20 protein-coding genes are annotated in these 20,293 nt (G+C 73.5%); 5 read left to right on the top strand and 15 right to left on the bottom strand.

Annotated features, from left to right (window positions below; translation table 11 throughout):
• Window positions 1-57: 57 nt before the first annotated feature.
• Window positions 58-2,628, bottom strand: a complete 2,571-nt coding sequence (gene pepN, locus DFQ13_RS25620; RefSeq protein ID WP_035282471.1) for an aminopeptidase N — start codon at window positions 2,626-2,628, stop codon at window positions 58-60.
• A gap of 170 nt (window positions 2,629-2,798) precedes the next feature.
• Between pepN and DFQ13_RS25615 the strand changes: the two genes are divergently transcribed.
• Window positions 2,799-3,434 (top strand): mycothiol-dependent nitroreductase Rv2466c family protein, encoded by a 636-nt coding sequence (locus DFQ13_RS25615; RefSeq protein ID WP_035282469.1) that lies wholly within the window; start codon window positions 2,799-2,801, stop codon window positions 3,432-3,434.
• Window positions 3,435-3,594: 160 nt separating this feature from the next.
• Window positions 3,595-5,025, top strand: coding sequence for an aldehyde dehydrogenase family protein (locus DFQ13_RS25610; RefSeq protein ID WP_035282467.1), 1,431 nt, complete (start codon window positions 3,595-3,597; stop codon window positions 5,023-5,025).
• Window positions 5,026-5,073: 48 nt separating this feature from the next.
• Here DFQ13_RS25610 and DFQ13_RS25605 read toward each other — a convergent pair whose 3' ends face one another.
• Window positions 5,074-5,742 (bottom strand): MBL fold metallo-hydrolase, encoded by a 669-nt coding sequence (locus DFQ13_RS25605; RefSeq protein WP_110081644.1) that lies wholly within the window; start codon window positions 5,740-5,742, stop codon window positions 5,074-5,076.
• A 197-nt stretch (window positions 5,743-5,939) separates the two neighbouring features.
• Between DFQ13_RS25605 and DFQ13_RS25600 the strand changes: the two genes are divergently transcribed.
• Both DFQ13_RS25600 and DFQ13_RS25595 read left to right on the top strand, forming a co-directional pair.
• A complete protein-coding gene (locus tag DFQ13_RS25600; protein ID WP_110081643.1) occupies window positions 5,940-6,410 on the top strand; it encodes a ribose-5-phosphate isomerase in 471 nt (156 codons plus the stop codon).
• The gene (locus DFQ13_RS25595; RefSeq protein ID WP_110081642.1) at window positions 6,410-7,219 is read left to right on the top strand and encodes an Fpg/Nei family DNA glycosylase; all 810 of its coding nucleotides are present in this window, start codon (window positions 6,410-6,412) and stop codon (window positions 7,217-7,219) included. The genes DFQ13_RS25600 and DFQ13_RS25595 overlap by 1 nt, the downstream gene beginning before the upstream one ends.
• Before the next feature lie 61 nt (window positions 7,220-7,280).
• Here the strand turns inward: DFQ13_RS25595 and DFQ13_RS25590 are convergent, their stop codons facing one another.
• Window positions 7,281-8,039 (bottom strand): hypothetical protein, encoded by a 759-nt coding sequence (locus DFQ13_RS25590; protein ID WP_110081641.1) that lies wholly within the window; start codon window positions 8,037-8,039, stop codon window positions 7,281-7,283.
• A 161-nt stretch (window positions 8,040-8,200) separates the two neighbouring features.
• Between DFQ13_RS25590 and DFQ13_RS25585 the strand changes: the two genes are divergently transcribed.
• The gene (locus DFQ13_RS25585) at window positions 8,201-8,716 is read left to right on the top strand and encodes a GNAT family N-acetyltransferase (RefSeq protein ID WP_110081640.1); all 516 of its coding nucleotides are present in this window, start codon (window positions 8,201-8,203) and stop codon (window positions 8,714-8,716) included.
• Between the two features lie 124 nt (window positions 8,717-8,840).
• Here DFQ13_RS25585 and DFQ13_RS25580 read toward each other — a convergent pair whose 3' ends face one another.
• The 12 genes from DFQ13_RS25580 to DFQ13_RS25520 all read right to left on the bottom strand — a co-directional run bounded on the left by DFQ13_RS25580 (window position 8,841) and on the right by DFQ13_RS25520 (window position 20,288).
• A complete protein-coding gene (locus DFQ13_RS25580) occupies window positions 8,841-9,179 on the bottom strand; it encodes an NUDIX domain-containing protein (protein WP_110081639.1) in 339 nt (112 codons plus the stop codon).
• 103 nt (window positions 9,180-9,282) lie between these two features.
• Window positions 9,283-9,690 (bottom strand): DUF7919 family protein, encoded by a 408-nt coding sequence (locus tag DFQ13_RS25575; RefSeq protein ID WP_110081638.1) that lies wholly within the window; start codon window positions 9,688-9,690, stop codon window positions 9,283-9,285.
• Between the two features lie 279 nt (window positions 9,691-9,969).
• The gene (locus DFQ13_RS34105; RefSeq protein ID WP_181400148.1) at window positions 9,970-10,344 is read right to left on the bottom strand and encodes an NUDIX hydrolase; all 375 of its coding nucleotides are present in this window, start codon (window positions 10,342-10,344) and stop codon (window positions 9,970-9,972) included.
• Window positions 10,345-10,502: 158 nt separating this feature from the next.
• Window positions 10,503-11,177 (bottom strand): thioesterase II family protein, encoded by a 675-nt coding sequence (locus DFQ13_RS25560; RefSeq protein WP_110081636.1) that lies wholly within the window; start codon window positions 11,175-11,177, stop codon window positions 10,503-10,505.
• Entirely contained in the window at window positions 11,174-12,490 is a 1,317-nt protein-coding gene (locus DFQ13_RS25555; protein WP_110081635.1) for an APC family permease, read from the bottom strand. Before DFQ13_RS25555 ends, DFQ13_RS25560 begins: the two co-directional genes overlap by 4 nt.
• Window positions 12,478-13,206 (bottom strand): alpha/beta fold hydrolase, encoded by a 729-nt coding sequence (locus DFQ13_RS34100; RefSeq protein ID WP_110081634.1) that lies wholly within the window; start codon window positions 13,204-13,206, stop codon window positions 12,478-12,480. The genes DFQ13_RS25555 and DFQ13_RS34100 overlap by 13 nt, the downstream gene beginning before the upstream one ends.
• The gene (locus tag DFQ13_RS25545) at window positions 13,203-14,435 is read right to left on the bottom strand and encodes a cytochrome P450 (RefSeq protein ID WP_110081633.1); all 1,233 of its coding nucleotides are present in this window, start codon (window positions 14,433-14,435) and stop codon (window positions 13,203-13,205) included. Before DFQ13_RS25545 ends, DFQ13_RS34100 begins: the two co-directional genes overlap by 4 nt.
• Entirely contained in the window at window positions 14,422-14,655 is a 234-nt protein-coding gene (locus tag DFQ13_RS25540; RefSeq protein WP_084175543.1) for an acyl carrier protein, read from the bottom strand. Before DFQ13_RS25540 ends, DFQ13_RS25545 begins: the two co-directional genes overlap by 14 nt.
• The gene (locus DFQ13_RS25535) at window positions 14,648-16,054 is read right to left on the bottom strand and encodes an AMP-binding protein (protein WP_110081632.1); all 1,407 of its coding nucleotides are present in this window, start codon (window positions 16,052-16,054) and stop codon (window positions 14,648-14,650) included. Before DFQ13_RS25535 ends, DFQ13_RS25540 begins: the two co-directional genes overlap by 8 nt.
• Window positions 16,051-17,829 carry an asparagine synthase (glutamine-hydrolyzing) gene (gene asnB / locus DFQ13_RS25530; protein WP_110081631.1) on the bottom strand — a complete coding sequence of 593 codons (1,779 nt, stop codon included), beginning with the start codon at window positions 17,827-17,829 and terminating at the stop codon, window positions 16,051-16,053. Before asnB ends, DFQ13_RS25535 begins: the two co-directional genes overlap by 4 nt.
• A 2-nt stretch (window positions 17,830-17,831) precedes the next feature.
• The gene (locus tag DFQ13_RS25525) at window positions 17,832-19,478 is read right to left on the bottom strand and encodes a non-ribosomal peptide synthetase (RefSeq protein ID WP_233427563.1); all 1,647 of its coding nucleotides are present in this window, start codon (window positions 19,476-19,478) and stop codon (window positions 17,832-17,834) included.
• A gap of 48 nt (window positions 19,479-19,526) precedes the next feature.
• Complete coding sequence (locus tag DFQ13_RS25520) at window positions 19,527-20,288, bottom strand: SDR family oxidoreductase (RefSeq protein WP_110081630.1); 762 nt, start codon at window positions 20,286-20,288, stop codon at window positions 19,527-19,529.
• Window positions 20,289-20,293: the final 5 nt, after the last annotated feature.

Raw genomic sequence — 20,293 nt, 5'->3', positions numbered from 1 at the left:
ACCGACACGCAGAAGGCCCGGACCCCGTGGGGGTCCGGGCCTTCTGCCGTCAGGGGGTCAGCTGCCGTCGAACTCGCGGGCCGCCAGGGCGCGGACGATGCCCGCCCGGCCCTCGGTCACCAGCCTGCGCAGCGCGGGCGGGTGCTCCCCGGCCAGCCACTCGTCCGCCGCCTCGACCGTGCTCGGCACGACCGCCCACGCCGGGAACAGGCCCAGGGCCACCGACTGGGCGCGCTCGCTGGAGCGCCGCGCCCACACGTCGGCCACGTCGGCGAAGTAGGACGGGGCGTACCCGGCGAGCAGTTCGCGCTGGGCGGGGTGGGAGAAGCCGGTGATGATGGCCTCGTTCACCGCGTTGGGCAGCTCGTCGTCGCGGGTGGCGCGGCGCCACGCCTCGGCCTTGGCCTCGGCGGTGGGGCGCAGCGAGGTGGCCCGTTCGGCCTGGCGGTGGCCCGCGGCGGTGGAGTCGCGGCGCAGCTCCGCCTCGATCTCCGCCTCGCCCGCCGCGCCGTGCGCGACCAGGGCGTGCAGCAGCCGCCAGCGCAGGTCGGTGTCGACGACCAGGCCCTCCAGTGGCGCGGAGCCGTCGAGCCAGCCGCGCAGCACGGTCAGCTTCGCCTCGTCCAGGACCGACCCGGCCAGCGAGTTGGCGAAGGCGAGCTGGTGGTCCGAACCCGGGGCCGCGGACCGCGCCAGCTCCAGGATGCGGTCGGTGAAGGTCTGCCAACCGGTGGGCGCCCAGGCCGGGTCGGCGTAGGAGCCGAGCGCGGTCTGCGCCTGCATCAGCAGCCGCTGCACCACGCCGACCTCGGTCTCCGCGGCCAGGCCGTGCGCCACCAGGGTGACGAAGTCGCGGGCCTTGAGCTCCGCCTCGCGGGTCATCTCCCAGGCCGCCGACCAGCACAGGGTGCGCGGCAGCGGTTCGGTGATGTCGCCGATGCGGTCGATCAGGGTGGTCAGCGACACCGGGTCCAGGCGCATCGTGCAGTAGGTCAGGTCGTCGTCGTTGACCAGCAGCAGCTTGCCCCGGCCGACCCCGAGCAGCGCGGGCACCTCGGTGCGCTCGCCGTCGACGTCGACCTCCACCCGGTGGGTGCGGACCAGGTTGCCGTCGGCGTCGTCGTCGTAGACGCCGATCGCGACCCGGTGCGTGCGCAGCTCGCCCTTGCCCGGCTTGGCCCCGCCCTGGAGCACGGCGAACTCGGTGAACTTCCCGTCGGCGTCCACCTCGAACCGGGCGCGCAGCGAGTTGAGGCCGGTGGTCTGCAACCACTGGGCGCTCCACCACGACAGGTCGCGGCCCGACGCCTCCTCCAGCGCCCCCAGCAGGTCCGACAGGGTCGCGTTGGCCCAGGCGTGCTTGGCGAAGTACACCTTGAGCCCGGACAGGAAGTTCTCCAGCCCCACGTACGCCACGAGCTGCTTGAGCACGCTCGCGCCCTTGGCGTAGGTGATGCCGTCGAAGTTGACCTCGACCGCCTGCACGTCCGGGATGTCGGCCGCGACCGGGTGCGTCGAGGGCAACTGGTCCTGCCGGTAGGCCCAGGACTTCTCGATGTTGGCGAAGCTGGTCCAGGCGTGCTCGTACTCGGTGGCGTTGGCCTGCGCCAGCACCGAGGCCCAGGTGGCGAAGGACTCGTTGAGCCACAGGTCGTCCCACCAGCGCATGGTGACCAGGTCGCCGAACCACATGTGCGCCATCTCGTGCAGCACCGTCTCGCAGCGCCGCTCGTAGGCGTAGCGGGTGACCCGGCTGCGGAAGACGTAGTCCTCCAGGAAGGTCACGCAGCCCGCGTTCTCCATCGCGCCCGCGTTGAACTCCGGCACGAAGCACTGGTCGTACTTGCCGAACGGGTACGCCACGCCGAAGTTCTCGTGGAAGAACCCGAAGCCCTGCTTGGTCTCGGTGAACAGCCGGTCGGCGTCCATGTGCTCGGCCAGCGACGCGCGGCAGTAGATGCCCAGCGGGATGGTGCCGTGCGCGTCGGTGAACTCGTCGCGCCACTCGGCGTACGGGCCCGCGACCAGCGCCACCAGGTAGGTGGAGATCCGGTCGGTGGTCTCGAACTCGTGCCGGACCGCCCCCTCCACGCCGCCCTCGACGTCGGTGGTGGTGGCCGTCGCGGCGTTGGAGATCACCTTCCAGCCGCGCGGGGCGATGACCCGCACGGTGTAGGTGGCCTTGAGGTCGGGCTGGTCGAAGCAGGCGAACATGCGCTTGGCATCGGCCGTCTCGAACTGCGTGTACAGGTACACGCCCTTGTCGACCGGGTCGACGAACCGGTGCAGGCCCTCACCGGTGTTGGTGTAGGAGCAGGTGGCCGACACGGTCAGCTCGTTGGTCTCGGCGAGACCGGTCAGCACCAGGCCGTCCTCCTCGCGGTAGTCGTCGACCGGCAGCGCGGTGCCGTTCAGCTCGGCTGACTCCACCGACGCCGCGATCAGGTCGATGAAGGTGTCCGCGCTCGGATCGCCGCTGCGGAACCGCACCGTGCTGCGCGAGGAGAACGTCGTCTCGCCCGGCTGACCGATCCCGTCGGTCAGGTCCAGCTCGATGACGTAGGACTCGACCTCAAGCAGGGCGGCACGCCGTTGTGCTTGGTCTCTGGTCAGGTTGGGCGCGGCCACTCAATACACCTCGGCGGACTCGTCGATCTCGGAACTGACAATCGCATCCAATCACGCCTCGGGCCCTCCCCGTGGCCGGGAAGGATTCGGGTCCGCCGCGCGTTGCACCGCCCGGGGGGCGGTCGCGCCCCCGAGTCCCGCACGCCGAACCGAGTACGGAGAGCACGCCGATGACCGCTGCGCAGTCCCCCGAGGCGCCCGTGACCAGGACCAAGGTCGACTTCTACTTCGACCCCGCCTGCCCGTTCGCCTGGATCACGTCCCGGTGGATCTTGGAGGTGGAGCAGCACCGCGACCTCGACCTGAACTTCCGGGTGATGAGCCTGTCCGTGCTCAACGAGGGTCGGGACCTGCCGGAGCAGTACCGCGAGATGCTGGACAAGGCGTGGGGGCCGGTCCGGGTCGCGGTGGCCGCGGCCCAGGCGCACGGCGAGGGGGTCCTGCGCGACCTCTACACCGCCCTGGGCACCCGCATCCACAACCAGGGCAACAAGGACACCGACGCGGTCATCGCCGAGGCGCTGGCCGAGGTGGGCCTGCCCGCCGAACTGGCCGCGGCCGCGCACACCGACGAGTACGACGAGGCCCTGCGCAAGATGCACCACGAGGGCATGGACCCGGTCGGCGAGGACGTCGGCACCCCGACGATCCACATCGACGGCGTGGCGTTCTTCGGCCCGGTCCTGTCGTCGATCCCGCGCGGGGAAGAGGCCGCCAAGGTCTTCGACGGCGCCCGGCTGCTGGCGGGCTACCCGGACTTCTTCGAGCTCAAGCGCACCCGCACCGGTGGGCTCAACTTCGACTGAGCGCTTTCGCCGGGTGGCTGTCACCCGCGTGCGCGTTCGTTGACCGATCGCTGACCGACCACGGCGTCCGCACCGGGTGTGACCCGGGATGCCGTGGTCGGGTCGTTTCCGCTGTGCCATCGTTGGGGCACGGCTCCCACCACTCTTGGAGGATGGATCAATGGCTGCTCCGGTCACCGCGCGCACCGGCCACGTCATCGGTGGTTCGCTGGTCGAGGGGGCCGGTGACCGCATCGACGTGGTGAACCCGGCCACCGAGGAGGTCATCGCCTCGGTCCCGGCGGGCACCCCGGCCGACGTGGACGCCGCCGTGCGCGCCGCCCGCGCCGCGTTCGCGGGCTGGTCGGTGCGCGACCCGAAGGAGCGCGCCGCGGCCGTGCTGCGGGTCGCCCAGGGCATCGCGGCCCGCCGCGACGAGCTGGCCGCGACCATCACCGCCGAGATGGGCGCACCGATCTCCTTCGCGGCGAAGGTGCAGGCGAGCCTGCCCGCGGCGACGTCGTCCGCGGTGGCGAAGCTGGTCCTCGACGGCGGCTACGACTTCACCGAGGAGGTCGGCAACTCGCTGGTCGTGCGCGAGCCGGTCGGTGTCGTCGGCGCCATCACCCCGTGGAACTACCCGCTGCACCAGATCGTGGCGAAGGTGGCCCCGGCGCTGGTCGCGGGCAACACGGTGGTGCTCAAGCCCAGCGAGGTCGCCCCGCTCAACGCCAACGTCTTCCTGGAGGTCCTGGCCGAGGCGGGCATCCCCGACGGCGTGGTCAACCTGGTGCACGGCACCGGTCCGGTCGTCGGCGACGCCATCTCCGGGCACCCGGACGTGGACATGGTGTCGTTCACCGGGTCCACCGCCGCGGGCAAGCTGGTGTCGGTCAACGCCGCGGGCACGGTCAAGCGGGTCGCGCTGGAGCTGGGCGGCAAGTCCGCCAACGTGATCCTCGACGACGCCGACCTGGAGCGGGCCGTGAAGATCGGCCTGGGCAACACCTTCATCAACGGCGGCCAGACCTGCTCGGCCTGGACCCGGTGGGTCGTCCCGGCCGCCCTGCACGACCAGGTCGTCGAACTCGCCGTCGCCAACGCGGCCAAGTACACCGTCGGCGACCCCACCGAGGCCGCCACCCGCATCGGCCCGATGGCCTCCCTCGCCCAGCGCGACCGGGTCCTGGGCTACATCGCCGACGGGGTGGCCGAGGGCGCGACCCTCGCCCACGGCGGCACCACCGACGGCCTGCCCGGCACCGGCGCGTTCGTCCCGCCGACGGTGTTCGCCGGGGTGCGCTCGGACATGAAGATCGCCCAGGAGGAGATCTTCGGCCCGGTCCTGTCGATCCTGCCCTACGCCGACGAGGACGAGGCGGTCGAGATCGCCAACTCCACCATCTACGGCCTCGCGGGCGCCGTGTTCGCCGGGGACGACGACCGCGCCCTGCGGGTGGCCCGCAGGCTGCGCACCGGCCAGGTCGACATCAACGGCGGCGCCTACAACCCGGCCGCCCCGTTCGGCGGCTACCGGCAGTCGGGCAACGGCCGCGAGCTGGGCAAGTTCGGGCTGGAGGAGTTCACCGAGGTCAAGTCCATCCAGCGCTGAGGTCCGAGGGAGGCCCCCGGTCCGCCGGGGGCCTCCCGCTGCCCGGGGTCAGCGCCGGGCGGCCAGCTCGGCGCGCTGGGCCTCGACGAAGGCCCGGTCGACCGGGTTCCCGTGCCCGGGGACCACGACGTCGGCGGCTCCGAGGCGGCCCAGCACCCCCACCCAGGACGCCACGTCCGCGTCCGGGCCCACCGCCGGGGGAGCGCCCTGCTCGACCAGGTCACCGGCGAACAGCACCCCCGCGTCCGGCACCCGCACCACCACGTCGCCCGGGGTGTGCCCGGGACCGAGGTGCCGCAGCTCGACCACCCGGCCACCCAGGTCCAACCCCACCCGGTCGAGCACCTCGCGGTCCGGCACGACCACCGGTGACCGGGCCAGCCGCTCCGCCCGGAACGGCTCCCGCGCCGACCACTCGGCCACCTGCGCGGCCGTGCCGTGCGCGATCTCCGCCGCGGCCGCCGGGTGCGCCCACACCGGCAGCGGGCCGAACGCGGACGTGCCCAGGTGGTGGTCCCAGTGCCCGTGGGTGATCACCGCCGACCACGGCAGCGCGGTCAGCTCCCGCACGGCCTCGGCGAACTCGGCGCCGTGCCCGGCGTCGGTCCCGGTGTCGACCAGCAGGCAGCGCTCGGTGCCCAGGACCAGGCCCAGGGTCAGGTCGAGGTCGGCGTGGCGGCGGGCGAACACCCCGTCGGCGAGTTCCAGCCAGGTCACCGCACCGGTCTACACCACGATCCGCGTCGGCCGCCCGGTTGCCGGGTCCGGCTCGCCGCCCAGCGCCGCGATCACACCTTCGCCGCATCGTCGGCGGCACGCCGCACCACCGACCGGTCCGGCCGCATCACTGCGCCCACTCTCCCGCCGCAACCCTCCTGTCCGGTGTTGCCCGACGGGATGGCAGACTCGCCGACGTGCGCGTCTACCTCGGATCGGACCACGCGGGCTTCGAACTCAAGGCCCACCTCGTCAACCACCTCGCCGCGGCGGGCCACGACGTCGTCGACGTCGGTCCGCACGCCTACGACGCCCAGGACGACTACCCGCCGTTCTGCGTGGAGACCGCCCGCCGGGTCGTCGGTGACGGGGGCAGCCTCGGTGTGGTGATCGGCGGGTCCGGCAACGGCGAGCAGATCGCGGCCAACAAGGTCCCCGGCTGCCGCGCCGCCCTGGCCTGGAGCACCGAGACCGCGCGGCTGTGCCGCGAGCACAACGACGCCCAGGTCATCGGCGTCGGCGCGCGGATGCACAGCACCGAGGACGCCACCGCGATCGTCGAGGCGTTCCTGGCCACCCCGTTCTCCGCCGACGAGCGGCACGCCCGCCGCATCGGGCTGCTGGCCGAGTACGAGCGCACCGGCACGCCGCCCGCCCTGCCCGCCTGATGCCGGAGGGGCACGCGCTCCACCGCCTCGCCCGGCTGCACCAGCGGCGCTACGCCGGGCACCCGGTGGCCGTGTCCAGCCCGCAGGGCCGGTTCGCCGCCGACGCGTCCCTTGTGGACGGCCGGGTGCTCCGCCGGGCCGAGGCGCACGGCAAGCACCTGTTGCACGTGTACGAAACCGACCTGGTCGTGCACGTGCACCTCGGGCTCTACGGGTCGTTCGCCGAGCACGAACTCCCCACGACCGCGCCCGTGGGCCAGGTCAGGATGCGGCTGGTCGGCCCGACGCACTGGACCGACCTGCGCGGTCCCACCCGGTGCGAGGTCCTCACCGCCGCCGGGGTCGAGGCGCTGCACGCCCGCCTGGGTCCCGACCCGCTGCGCCGCGACGCCGACCCGGACCCGGCGTGGTCGCGCGTCTCGCGCTCGCGCACCTCGATCGGCGTCCTGCTGATGGACCAGTCGGTCCTGGCGGGTGTGGGCAACATCTACCGCGCCGAGGTCCTCTTCCGGCACGGCGTCCACCCGCTGCTGCCCGGCAGGTCCCTGGACCGGGCCTGCTGGGACGACATGTGGGCGGACCTGGTCGTCCTGATGCGGACCGGTGTCCGCCGCGGCCGCATCGACACCGTCCGCGACGAGCACCTGCCCCGGGCCATGGGCCGGGCGCCCCGCCGGGACCGCCACGGCGGCGAGGTCTACGTCTACCGCCGCACCGGCCTGCCGTGCCTGGTCTGCGGCACCGAGGTGCGCGGGGAAGTGCTGGCGGGTCGCAACAACTACTGGTGCCCCACCTGCCAACCCGAGTAGTCCACCCCGGACAGCGGGCGGACCGGGCCCCCGATCGGTGCCCGGTCCGCCGCGCGCGGGTTCAGAAGTCGAAACCGCCCATGTCGCCGCCGCCCCAGTCGCCACCGGAGTCGCTGCCGCCCCAGTCGCCCTCGCCGCCCGCGTCGCCCTGGTCGGCGGCCGCCGCGTCGGCCTGGCCCGCGTCGTAGCCGGACTCCCACGCCTGGGCGTCGGGGATGCCCGCCATGCCGGAGAACATGGCGCTGAACAGCAGCACCGAACCCATGCCCCAGGCACCCGCCACCAGCGCGGGCTTCCACCACGGTTCGCTGTACCAGCCCTGCGGCACCGGTCGGCCCGCCACCCGGCCACCCGGGTAGTAGTGCGGGGTGTTGCGCCCCGGCTGCGGGGAGGCCTCGTAGTCGTGGCCCTCCACGCTCACCCGCCGGTCCTGCTCGACCCGGCCCGCGGCCCGCTGCTCGGGGTCGGCGGGCAGCTCCGGCCCGGGGTCGATGCCCATGGCCGTGCGCGCGGCCCGCACGTAGTACAGGCCCTCCATCGCCGTCTTGGTGACCAGTCGGCACTGCTCGGCCGTGGTCGCCTGCTCCATCTGCGACCCGGCCGCGGTGTAGCGCTCGGACGCGTCGGCGAGCGCCTGCCGGGACGCCTCGTCGGTGCCGGTCAGGTTGACCACCTGCCCACCCAACCGCTCCACCCAGCGGCGTGCCTCCGCCTTCGCGTCGTCGAGCCTGCGCTGCTTGGCCGCACCGCTGTTGCGCATGGCCACCGCGCCGATGGCCACGACCGCCAGGACCACGATGACCAGCAGGACGGTGCCCATGTTTCCTCCCCGTGCCGGGAAAACCCCTCGCACTGGACAACGCACCGGCGCGCCCAGGGTTCCCGGGACCAGCCGTTCTCGGACCAATCCGTTCCGCGGCGGACCGCCGACCGATAGGGTTCGCGGATGCAGCGACGGTCGCCGGGACCCCTCGGGTGAACATGGCCCCGCCGGTGCTGGTCCGCGAGGCCACCGCCGAGGACGCCGCCGCCGTGGGCGAGGTGCACGCCGAGGCGTGGCACCAGGCCTACCGGGACCTGTTCGAACCGGAGTGGCTGGCCAGGTTCGTCGCCGAGCGCCGGGTCCGCTGGTCGACCAGGATGGCCACCCCCGAGTTCGCCGCCGACACCCTCCTCGTCGCCGAGCGCGGCGACAGCGTCGTGGCCTTCGCCTGGTTCGGCCCCTACCCGGACAAGCCCGCCGACGCCGAACTGCGCGCCTGCTACGCCCACCCGTCCGTGTGGGGCACCGGCGTCTCCCGCGCCCTGATGGACGGGGTGTGGGACGCGGTGGCCGACTGCCGCCGCGTCCGCCTGTGGACCCTGGCGGGCGCCAACCGGGCCCGCCGCTTCTACGCGAAGGAGGGCTTCGCCGAGACCGGTCTCTTCCGCGAGCACGACTTCGGCGACACCCGCCCGGTCCTGCAACTCGAGTACGCGGCCACGCCCCCGCGCTGACGGCCCGGCACCCGGCCCTTCACGCGGAATGGTTCGAGGCCCGCCCACGCAAGCATCCCTGACCAGCCGCGGACAGCCGTCGGCGCCGCCCGTCCGCGAACTCGCGCACTGCGGTGACTGCCAGTCAGACGCCCCAGCGCCGGACCCGCACCCCGGCCACCTCGCCGCCAGGTTCGCCGACCGCGACCCAGCGACCCCCACCGGCCACATCCCCACCAGCCGGTCTGGCCCGCAACAGCACGGAGAACTCCTCCTCCCCGTCGAGCCCCTCCACCTCCACGTCCCCGACAGCGACCCCGGTCTGCTCGGCCACCACCCGGGCGGCAGCCTCGACCACGGCCTCCCCGACCCGAACCACCCCGGAGGGCAGTTCGAGCGACCCGTTCCGGGCGACCACCAACACCGACCCGGCCCCGTCCACGACCAGCACGGTCGCGACGAGTCCACTCCCGATCATCGTCATGGGCCCAGAAGTACCCGCATGGGCGAACGCCAATCCCAACCGCGGATGACCTCTCAGCGAATCCCCGAGTGGCCCCGGCCGGTGGGCCGGGGCCACTCGGGGATCACCCGTCCCGCGCGTCCACCCAGTGGACGGCCTCCACGAATCGTCGAGGTGGTCGGTACCCGTGCTCGGCCACGTAGTGCCCGATCAGAGTGGGTACCGCGTACACCGTCCCGTCCGGCCCGGCGAAGTGCGCCTCGGCGCTGCCCATGTGCAACCGCTCGCCGGGCAACCCGGGCACGGGGTCCGCGACCACGCTCCGCGCCCGGCAGAACGGGCAGCGGTGTCGACCTCGGGTCAGGTTGACCTTGTGGTGGAACACCACCCGCAGCAGGGCTGCGGCGAACTCCGCGTCCACCGGCCCGCCGATCTCCGCGTCGGGCCCGAGCCAGCCGACGTTGACCGCCGCCTTCCACGGCCTCGTCAGCTCGGCATGACCGTATGCGGACATGTCCGCGAAAACCGTCACTCGTCCAGCACCTCCCGGCAGGCAGCCCAGTGACAGACACCCATGTTCGGCTGTGGCAAGTCGCTGAGCAGAGTGCTGGTGTCCTGGGGCTCGTCCAGGAAACCGCGCTTGGTGGGCCAGCCGACGGTGCTGGTGGTCGACGCCGACTGCACCGACATGTTGACCTCGGTGGTCTGCCGGGTCTGCGCATCGTAGCGGCCACACCCCCGCGCTGACGCCCGGTGACGCTCCAGGCGGGCCCGGGTTGAACCGTCCCTGCGAGCGGGGTGGCGTCCGCCGCTACCGCAGGTACGGCAGTCCGGCTTCGTCGAGCCCGCGCTCCACCCGCTCCCGCACGCCCGGCGCCAGCGCGAGTTCCCCGAGCCGCTCCGGCTCCACCCACTCGGCCCCGGCGGCGAGGTCCCCGTCCACCGGCCGCGCCCGCAGCACCACCGCGAACTCACCCGCGCTGTCCAACCCCACCAGCGACGCCCCCGCCACCACCACCCCGGTCTGCGCCAGCACCGCCCGCGCCGCCGCCGCGACGACGGTCTCCCCGGTCCGCGCGGCCCCGGTCGGCAGCTCCAGCCGCCCGCCGCGGTCCACCATCAGCACCAACCCGGCGTCGTCGACCACCAACACGGCGGTCGCCAGGGCGTTCTCCATCACGGTCATGTGCCCAGTGATACCCGCGCGGTCGATCTTCCCGCCGAAGCGCAGGTGAACACCAGGTCCTCCCGGTGCGAAAAGACGCCACCAGCGACGGCCCCGCCCGACGATCCGCCGCTCGGCGGCGACGCGGCGATCTCCGCCCGCGACGGCCGGGTTCCCGCTCAGGCGCAGCGGGCGGTCACCCACGGCGGGAACTCGGTGGAGCGCAACGGAGCCGAGTGCCCGCCGGGCACCGTGTGCGTGGTGAACGAGCCGTTCGTGGCGTTCGACCACAACGCGATGGACTCGTCGGTGGTCAACCCGTCCCGGCTGCCCCGGATCGCCGAGACGGGGCACGTCAGCGCGGTCGCGGGCGGCGTGAGCCCGCGCAGGAGGCGCAGGTCGTTGGCCGTCGTCTCGATGACCACCTCCCGCCAATCCGGTGAGGGCGCGGTGGCCAGCGCGGTCGGGTCGGTGTCGTCGAGGTAGGTGGCCACCTCCGCCGGACTGGCGACGGGGGGCACCGACAGGAGCTCGGGGGCCGAGGCGCCGGTGACGATCAGCGTGGCGGGCGGTGTTCCCCGCTCGGTGAGGTTGCAGGCGACGGCGTGGGCGACGTAGGCGCCGTAGCTGTGGGCGACCAGGACCGGGGCGGGCAGCGCCGCGGCCTGGTCGGTGGCGGACTCGATCACCTCGTCGAGGGTGTCGGGGTGTTCGCCGAAGCTGCTGCCGAAGCGGCCCGGGTACTTGATCAGGCGGGTTTCCCGGCGGCCCAGCGTGTCGGTGAGGGGGGCGAACTCGCCGCCGAAGGAACCCGCCCCGGGGAACAGGGCGTAGCGCGGCGGGGTGCGGCTCATGTCTTCTCCCTGGTGGTTTCGTGGAGTGCGGGGGTGGTGTCGTCGGCGGCGGGGGTGGCGACCGCGGCTCGGCGGGAGAAGCGGGCGACGAGGACGACGACCAAGAGGGTCACCGCGAAAACCGCCCAGCTCAACCACATCGACGGTCCCGCGATCACCGTCACGCCGACCACCACCACCGCGCACACGGCGCCGACGGCGACGCGGGACGGACCGGAGGCCAGGCGGGTGAACGCCGCCGCGCCGACGCCGTAGAGGACGAAGTAGACGCCGCCGGAGAGGATGAACAGGAACTCGAAGGGGAACAGGTCCATGGCGCCCAGCACCGCGATCACGGTGAGGACGCACCCCACGGCCACCACCGCCGTGATCGGGTTGCGGTCGTGCGCGCGGACCCTGCTCAGCGCGGCGGGCAGGAAACCGCTGCGCGCCATGCCGAAGACCAGCCGCGACAGGGCGAGGACGGACGCGCACACGTTGGCGGTGATGCACGCGACCACCAGCACCGCCGCCGCCGGGCGGCCCAGGTCGCCGAAGGCGCGGTCAGCGAGGACGAGCAGCGGGGCGGACTCCAGGGCGTCCTCGCCGGGGTCCACGGCCGCGAACAGGCCCAGCAGCAGCAGCCCGTACAGGGCGATCACGATCACGTAGGACGCGGCGAAGATGCGCGGGATCAGGTCGGACCGCTTGTGCTCCTCGAAGGTGAAGGCGACGGTCTCCCACCCGGTGAACGCCACGTACACCGCCGTGAGGACCGAGCCGAGCGCGCCGATCCCGGGCACCTCCAGCGCGGGCGGGCGCGGCCCGTGCTCCCCGATGGCCGCCACCGCCGTCGCCAGGATCAGCGCGAACAGCGCGAGGATCAGGCCCACCTGCAACCTGCCGGAGAACGACGCCCCCGCCGCGGCGACGAAGGTGGCGCCGACCAGGACCAGCAGCGGGAACACCCACGCCAGCACCCCGATCCCGGAGAACTCCGCCAGGTAGAACCCGCCGGTGATGGCGGTGGCCGGGATGCCGGTGACCAGCGCGAGGGCCGCCAGCATGCCCGAGGTGCGCCCCACCGGCTTGCCCAGCGCCACCTCGGCGTAGTGGGCGACCCCGGACGCGGCGGGGTGGCGGCGGCCGAGCCAGGCGTAGCAGTACAGCAGGGGGACCACCGAGAGCGCGGCGAGCGCCCACGGTTGCCAGGCCGCGGTGTCGAGCCGGTGGTAGCTCATGCCGGGCAGGATCATCATCCCGCTGCCCAGGATGGTCGACAGGGCGACGAAGGTCCCCACGAACCCGCCCATCGACTGCTTCAGCTTCTCCACGCGACATCCCTTCGCACCGAGGCGACCACCGAGTCCACTGCGCGCTCGAGGATATGGCCGGGGGTCCCGGTCAGCATGTGCGAACCGTCCGCCTCGATGAGGTCCAGACCACCGGGGGAGCGCTCCCGCCACCGCAGGCAGTGCCGGACGCCGATGAACGCGTCCCCGCGCGTGGCCAGCACGCACAGCGGGCCCACGTCACCCATCCCGGCGACCCGCACGGCCAGTTCGTCGGCGACCCCGGCGTCCGCGCGGACCCCGTCGGCGACCTCGGCGAGCAGTTCCTCGTCGTCGAGCAGCTCGGGCGGGAAGCCGTCCCCGCCGAGGACGCGCGCGATCTCGGCGTCGTCGGACCCCGACATCGTGGGGATGCGCCCCTCCGCGTCCGGGCAGGGCGGGTTGATCCCCAGGACGCCGACGGGGAAGTCCGCGCGCAGGGCGCGGGCGGCCAGCAGCGCGGCGAGACCGCCCATGCTGTGCCCGACCAGGACCACGCTGTCGGCACCGGTCCGCCCGGCGGCGCCCCCGACCGCGTCCACCACCGCGTCGAGCCACCGTCCCGAGTGGAACTCGGCGGTGCTCGACGGGGTGGCCAGCGGCAGGTGCTCGGCCCCGCGCGCGGCGGCGATCGGGGTCAGCCAGGCCAGGCTGGTGCTGCCCGCCCCCGCCGCGGGGAAGGAGGCGATCAGGGGCGCCGCGCCTGCGGACCCGCTCACGCGACCAGTGCCTTCGCCTTGACCACCTCGACCTGCAGCTCGGTGAGGCCGAGCATGAAGTTCGAGTGCAGCCTGCGCGGCGGTGCCACCACCTCGAAGGCCCTGTCCCACTCGGCCAGCTCCTCGACGAAGGTCTGGACCTCCAGGGTGGCCACCGGTGCGCCGATGCAGCGGTGCATGCCCGCGCCGAAGGCGATCTGCTTGTTGTCCTGGCGGTCCACCACGAACTCGTCGGGCCGCTCGAAGACGTCCTCGTCGCGGTTGGCGGACATGTTCCACAGGGTCACGAAGCTGCCCTCCGGGATGACCTGCCCGCCCACCTCGAAGTCGGCGACCGACAGCCGCTGCACGTAGCTGTTGGTGGAGGTCCAGCGCAGGAACTCCTGGGTCGCCACGTCCGCGCCGACCCGGCCGTCGACCACCTCGCGCCACTGGTCGCGCTCGGCGTCGATGGTGGTGACGACGAGGCTCGCGGTGTGCGGGGTGGTCTCGTTGCCGCCGACGGCGACGTTGAGCCCGTTGAGCAGGGCCACGTCGCGCGACATCGCCCCGGAGGCCACCAACTGGGCGAGCATGCCGATCATGTCGTCGTCGGCCCCGGAGGCGATCCGGTCGTCGATCAGCTCCTCGATGAAGTCGAGCACCTCCAGTTGCGCGTCGACCAGGGAGTCCAGCGAGGAGCCGCCGACGTAGGCCGCGTCCCGGTAGCCGATCATCGTGCGGGTCCGCTCCAGCAGGTGCCCGGCGTCGGTGGCCCCGATGCCGAAGAGCACCTCCAGCACGCCCATCGGCAGCGCGGGGGCCACCACCCGGCTGAAGTCGACCCGGTCGCCGACGGCCAACCCGTCCAGCGCGGTGCGGATGTTGCGGCGGACCGTGTCGCCGATGCGGGCGAGCATGGTGCGGTTGAAGCCGCCCGCCTTGACCGGCTTCTTGATGGCCGCGTGCTCGGGTTGGTCGGCGACGATGAGCATCCGGCCGGAGGCGGAGTCCTTGCGCGGCAGGTAGGAGCCGTCGACCATGGTGCCGTAGGCGGAGCTGAGCCGGGTGTGGTCGACGTAGGCGGCGTGGACGTCGGCGTGCTTGGTCAGGGCGTAGAACTCGTACCCGTCGGCCCGCCGGTGCAGCGACACCGGGGCCTCCCGGCGCAGCCGCGCCAGGTACGACCAGGGGTCGCCCGTGGCGAAGAACTCCGCGGAGTAGAGCGGGCTGTCCTCAACGACCAGCATTGTCGGCTCCGATCAGGTCGACGATCCCCTCGGGGGTGCGCCCGCCGAAGAACACGTGGCCGGGCACCTTGACCCCGGTCCACTTCTTCAGCAGGGCGCGGCAGCGCAGCACGGCGAGGGAGTCCACGCCCGCGGTGAAGATGTCGGTGTCGCCCGAGACGTCGCGCCTGGCGACCTCGCGCACGCAGTCGATGATCATTTTCGTGGTGATGTCAGACATGCTCTCCGGTCCTTGTCCTCGTGCGGTACAGCTCCATGAGTGCCCTGGCGTCGACCTTCCCGCCGTCCTTGACGGGAAAGCCGTCGAGCAGCTCCACCGCGATCGCGGGGGAGAAGCGCTTGACGACCGGCTCGACCTCGGTGGGCGAGGTCCCCGGCCCGCCGACGCGGACGAAGGCGACGGTGTCCGCCCCGTCCTGCACGACCCGGCAGTCGGCCGCCCCGGGCAGCGCGGTCACCTCGGTCTCCAGCGCGGCGGTGTCCACCCGCACGCCGTTGACCTTGACCTGGCTGTCCAGCCGGGCGACGAAGACCAGCGCGCCGTCGGCGTCGGGGCGCACCAGGTCCCCGGTGCGGTAGACCGCGTGCCCGCCCTCGGTGGGGAAGCGGTCGGCCACCCGCCCGTGGTCGAGGTAGCCCAGGCACACCACCGGGCCGCTGACCACCAGTTCGGTGCCGTTGTCGCGCTGTTCCAACCGCTGCGCGCAACCGTCGAGCGGGGTCCCGATCGGGATCTCGGTCAGCTCGGCGGGGTCGGCGGGCAGCACGTGCCCGTGCGTGGCGAAGGTCGCCTCCGTGGGCCCGTACAGGTTGACGAAGCGGGTGGTCAGACCGGCGTCCCGGGCCTGCCGGACGGTGGCGACGCGGAACCGCTCGCCGCCGCTGAACACCCACGGGATGTCCTCGACGCACTCGGGCAGCGACTGGACCAGGGTCGCCACGACGGCCGCGGGCAGCAGCACCCGGTGCACGCCGTACCGCTCGACCAGTTCCGGCCAGGCGAACACGTCGTCGGTCACCTTCGGCAGGCAGACCACCACCCCGCCCACGGCGGCGGTCTTCCACGTGTCGAACCACCAGCCGTCGTAGGCGGGGGAGGCGAAGTTGGCGGCCACCAGCCTGCCCTCGACCGGGACGTCGAGACCGCGGCAGCCGAACAGCGCGGCCAGGTTGTCCCGGGTGACCGCGACGGCCTTGCGGGCGCCGGTGCTGCCGGAGGTGAAGTTGACCGCCACCACCTCGGGGGGCAGCCGGTCGGCGGGCAGCCCGCCCGCCGCCACCTCGACGACCTCGGGCGGCCCGTCCACCGGCACCGAGAGCACCAGGTCGGGGCGAACCCTGGCCAGCTCGGCGGGGCCGAGGCCGTCGTCGACCGCGACCACCCGGCCCGCCCGCCACGCGCCGAGCTGGCCCGCGAACGCGCCCAGCCTGCTCGCCGCCCGCACCAGCACCACCACGGTCCCCGGGGCGGCGCGGACGGCGGCCTCGACCCCGGCGGCGAGTTCGTCGACCCGCCGCCAGGAGTGCTCGGTGCCGCCCTCGACCCACAGCACCTCCGACGACCGCCACCGGTCGTCGCCGATCACCGCGTCCCACCCCGTGCCCATCCGCCCGGTCATGGCAGCAACCCCAGTTCGTCGACGACGGTGCTGATGCTGATCACGCTGAGCCGCACGTCCCACTTGTCGGGCCGTCGCGCGGCGAGCCCGCCCAGGGCGTCGAGGGCGTCGGGCCGGAACAGCCCGCTGGCCGCCACCAGGTCGCGCCACCTGGCCAGCGTCGGCCCGTCGGCCACGGCGGTCAGGCCGTGGGCGGTGAAGCCCTGCTTGGCCCGGTGCAGCACCGACTCGGGCAGCAGCCCCCCGTAGGCCTCCTTCAGGCAGGCCTTGCCCTCGAAGTCGGCGACCTTGCGCTCGTCGGCCACGCGCAGCGCCGCGTCCACCACGCCGTTGCCCAGGAACGGGTAGCGGCCCTCGATGGAGTTGGCCATGAGCATCGAGTCGCCGTGGTCGCCGAGCAGGTGCCCGGCGAGCTGGACGTGCACGTCGGCCACCGACCGCAGTTGCATCGGGGTCAGCGCGGCGGCCTCGGCGTCGGTGAGCGGAACCAGGCGGTCGCGCCAGAACTCCCGGCCCGCCACCGCCTCCGCCGCCTCCGGGGCCAGGCAGGCCTCCTTGCGCGCGGCCAGCCGCGCCCAGTCGACCTCCCAGCCGAAGTCGGCCCTGCCCCACGCCGAGGCGTTCTCCTCGCGGGCGGTGGGCGGCTTGCGGCGGGCGGCGTCGAAGACGTAGGAGTCGTAGCCGAAGAACAGCTCGTCGGCGCCCTCCCCGGACACCACGCCCTTGACCCCGGCGAAGCCGACCTCCCTGGAGAGCATCAGCGCGGCGACGTTGTAGGTCTCGCGCTGCGGGTGGCAGCAGTGCCGCACCATCGCCTCGAACTCGCCCGCCACGTCCGCGGCGGTGCACCGCACCTGGTGGTGCTCGCTGCCCGCCGCCTCGGCGATCACCCGCTGGAAGCGGCCCTCGTCGAGCGCGGCGTCGTCGAAGACCACCGAGAAGGTCTTGGGCGGCTTCTCCAGCAGCCGCGCGGCTTCCACCACGATGGTGGAGGAGTCGAACCCGCCGCTGAGGTAGGCGCCGATCTCCACGTCCGCGGTGAGGCGGTCGCCGACCGCGGTCCGCACGCGCTCGCGCAGCTCCTCGGCGGGCACGTCCTCCCCCGCGGTGAACTCGCCGTAGCGCCAGTAGCGGATCGTGTCCTGGCCGTCGGCGTCGAACCGGACCGCGCAGCCCAGCGGGACGGCGTGCACGTCGCGCACCAGGGTGCGCGGCGCGACGACGTTGCCCAGCGACAGGTACTGGTCCACCGCGGTGTGGTCGACCCGCCACGGACCGGGCACGGTGGTCACCAGCGCCTTGATCTCCGAGCAGAAGTGCACCTGCCCGCCCACGCCGGTGTAGTGCAGCGGGCACACCCCGAACCGGTCCCTGGCCAGGTAGAGCGCGTTCTCGGCCCGGTCGAGCACGGCGGTGGCGAACTGCCCGTCGATCCTGGCCAACCCGGCCACGCCGTACCGCGCCACCAGTTCCGGCACGACGGCGACGTCGACGGTGTTGGCCCAGTCGTCGCCGCCCAGCTCGCGCCGCAGCCGCGCGGCGTTGTAGATCTCGCCGTTGGTCATGGCCACGAACCGGCCGGAGCGGTCCTCGGCGGGCTGCCAGCCGTGCACCAGGCCGGTCATGCCCAGCCGGGCCAGCTTCATCGACACCGAGGGGGTGTTGAGCGAGTAGACCTCGTCCGGGCCGCGGTGGGTGATGCGGCGGACCATGGTGGCGCTGAGGGTCCGGTCGGGGTCGCCGCCGGGAGCGAAGGTGCCGCAGATGCCGCACACGGCTACACGCTCCGCTCGGGCAGCCGCTCGGACAGGTCGCGCAGGGTGTCCGCGCGCAGCACGTCGCGCACCCCCACGTCCACCCAGCCCAGCTCCTTGAGCCTGGTCACCAGCACGACCGCCGAGGCCGAGTCGCCGCCGACGTCGAAGAAGTTGTCGTCCAGCGTGACGTCGTCGATGCCGGTCAGCCCGTGCACCAGCTCCAGCACGGGGTCGCCGCCGGACCCGCCGCCCGCCCCCGCCCGGCGGTCGGCGCGCAGCGCGTCGCGGTCGACCTTGCCGTTGGGGGTGTGCGGGAACTCCTCGACGCGGGTGAGCACCGAGGGCACCTTGTACGGGTCCAGGGTGGACTCCAGGTGCTCGCGCAGCGCCCGGGGGCTCACCCCGCCCCGGAAGTAGCAGACCAGGGCGTCGGCGGCGGCGTCGCCACCGTCGTGCGCCTCGGCCACGACCACCGCGTCCAGGACACCGGTCAGCCCGCACACCGCGTTCTCCACCTCGCCGGGGTCCACCCGGTAGCCGCGCACCTTGACCTGCCGGTCGACCCGCTCGACGAAGTGCAGCCCGTCCTCGCGCTCCTCCACGACGTCACCGGTGCGGTACTCGTCGCCGAAGGGCCGGACGCCGTCCTCGGCGAGGTAGCCGACGGCGACGCTGTTCCCGGTCACCACCAGCTCCCCGCGACCGCCCTCACCGTCGACGCGCAGCCCGCAGTCGCCGACCCGCTCGCCCAGCGGCACCTCCGACGCGCAGCTCCCCGGGTCCAGCGGGTCGCTGAGCAGGTTGCAGATCGTGGTCTCGGTCGTGCCGTAGGCGTTGTGGAAGGCGGCCACCGCGGACCACCGGCGCACCACCGATGGCCTGCACGCCCCGCCGCCGTTGAGCACGTGCCGCAGCGCCGTGCCGGGGCCGGGTTCGGTGGCGGTCAGCGCGAACGGGGTGGTCTTGACGTGGGTGATGCCGAAGCGCTCCAGGGTGCCGCCCAGCACCGGGCCGGGGGTCAGCAGCGACTCGTCCACCACGACCAGGCAGGCACCGGAGGTCAGCGTCCACAGGATCTCGGTGACGCAGCCGTCGAAGGTGAGCCGGGCGAACTGCAGCGTGCGGCAGCCCGGGCCCACCTCCAGCCGCTCGACGTGGTCGTGGACCACCGGGACCAGCGCGGCGGCGCGCACCAGCACGCACTTGGGTTCACCGGTGGAACCGGAGGTGTGGATGGCGTAGGCCAGTTCGGACCTGACCTCGTCGAGCCCGGCGGGGGAGTGGCCCGCCGCCGTCGCCCACCGGGCGGGCACCAGGTCCGGGTCCTGCTGCCCGGGCAGGCAGCGGGCGAGCAGCCGCACGCCCAGCAGGCCCGCCTTGGCCGAGTTCGACGCCTCGCTGTCGCGGGGGTCGAGGAAGACGAAGGGGCGCCCGGCGCGCAGCGCGCCGATCATGGCCACGATCGAGCCCGCCCGGCGGTCGGCCTCGATCCCGACGAACTCACCCGGCGCGGTGCGCCGCTCGAGTTCGAGGGCGAACTCCTCCACGTACTTCCCGAACTCCCGGTAGGTGAGGGTGCGCTCGGGGGTGGCCAGGGCGTCGGCGTCCGGGTGCTCCCGCACGACCAGGTCGATGCGGTCCACGATGGGCAGGTCTCGGCTCAGCACGGTCTCAGCTCACTTTCCGTGGCGGTGGGGGTGGGGTTCGGGAACGGGTCAGAACGCCCGCACGTATCCGCCGTCGCAGCGGATGCCGGTGCCGGTGATGTAGGCGGCGGCGTCACCGGCCAGGAAGGACACCAGTTCGCCGACGTCGTCCGGGGTTCCGTAGCGGCCGACCGGGATCTCGGCCAGGGTGGCGGCCCGCACGGCGTCGGCACTGGTGCCCGCCCGTCGGGCCGCCGCGGCGTCGGCCGACCGCAACCGATCGGTGTCGACCTTCCCGGGGATCACGTGGTTGACCGTGACGCCGTCCGGCCCGGCGCTCTCGGCCAGCAGCTTGAGGTAGGAGCGCACCGCCGAGCGGACCACGGTGGACCCGGCCAGGCCGGGGATCGGCACGTCCACCGAGCTGGAGGTGATGGCGATCAGCCGCCCCCACCGGTTGCGCCGCATCCCGGGCAGGACCGCGTCCACGACGCCCCGCACCGGCAGCAGCATCGTTTCGAACGCCGACCGCAGCCCGTCGGCGGACAGCTCGTCCACCGGGCCCGGCGGGTGCCCTGGCGTGTTGAGCAGCACGATGTCGAACGGACCCGCCGCCGCGGCGGCCGCGGCGACCCCGGCGGGGTCGGCGAAGTCGCAGGCGAAGGACCCGTGCCCGGTCCCGGGCAGCCCGGCCGCGGCGGCCGCGGCGCGGTCCGCGTCGCGACCGGACACCGTGACCGCCGCACCGCGGCGCGCGAGGCTGAGCGCGACCCCGGCGCCGATGCCGCGCGTCCCGCACAGCACGAGGGCGCGCTTTCCCTGGTGTCGCATGGTTC

Source organism: Actinokineospora spheciospongiae, from assembly GCF_003182415.1.
GTDB classification, from domain to species: Bacteria; Actinomycetota; Actinomycetes; order Mycobacteriales; family Pseudonocardiaceae; genus Actinokineospora; species Actinokineospora spheciospongiae.
This window is presented reverse-complemented; position numbering and strand designations above follow the sequence as displayed.

Excerpts from the sequence above, each read along its gene's own strand:
- DFQ13_RS25615 (WP_035282469.1), top strand. The coding sequence starts at position 2,799 with ATGACCGCTGCGCAGTCCCCCGAGGCGCCCGTGACCAGGACCAAGGTC.
- DFQ13_RS25610 (WP_035282467.1), top strand. The coding sequence starts at position 3,595 with ATGGCTGCTCCGGTCACCGCGCGCACCGGCCACGTCATCGGTGGTTCG.
- DFQ13_RS25595 (WP_110081642.1), top strand. The coding sequence starts at position 6,410 with ATGCCGGAGGGGCACGCGCTCCACCGCCTCGCCCGGCTGCACCAGCGG.
- DFQ13_RS25590 (WP_110081641.1), bottom strand. The coding sequence starts at position 8,039 with ATGGGCACCGTCCTGCTGGTCATCGTGGTCCTGGCGGTCGTGGCCATC.
- DFQ13_RS25585 (WP_110081640.1), top strand. The coding sequence starts at position 8,201 with ATGGCCCCGCCGGTGCTGGTCCGCGAGGCCACCGCCGAGGACGCCGCC.
- DFQ13_RS25580 (WP_110081639.1), bottom strand. The coding sequence starts at position 9,179 with ATGACGATGATCGGGAGTGGACTCGTCGCGACCGTGCTGGTCGTGGAC.
- DFQ13_RS34105 (WP_181400148.1), bottom strand. The coding sequence starts at position 10,344 with ATGACCGTGATGGAGAACGCCCTGGCGACCGCCGTGTTGGTGGTCGAC.
- DFQ13_RS25560 (WP_110081636.1), bottom strand. The coding sequence starts at position 11,177 with ATGAGCCGCACCCCGCCGCGCTACGCCCTGTTCCCCGGGGCGGGTTCC.
- DFQ13_RS25545 (WP_110081633.1), bottom strand. The coding sequence starts at position 14,435 with ATGCTGGTCGTTGAGGACAGCCCGCTCTACTCCGCGGAGTTCTTCGCC.
- DFQ13_RS25540 (WP_084175543.1), bottom strand. The coding sequence starts at position 14,655 with ATGTCTGACATCACCACGAAAATGATCATCGACTGCGTGCGCGAGGTC.
- DFQ13_RS25535 (WP_110081632.1), bottom strand. The coding sequence starts at position 16,054 with ATGACCGGGCGGATGGGCACGGGGTGGGACGCGGTGATCGGCGACGAC.
- DFQ13_RS25520 (WP_110081630.1), bottom strand. The coding sequence starts at position 20,288 with ATGCGACACCAGGGAAAGCGCGCCCTCGTGCTGTGCGGGACGCGCGGC.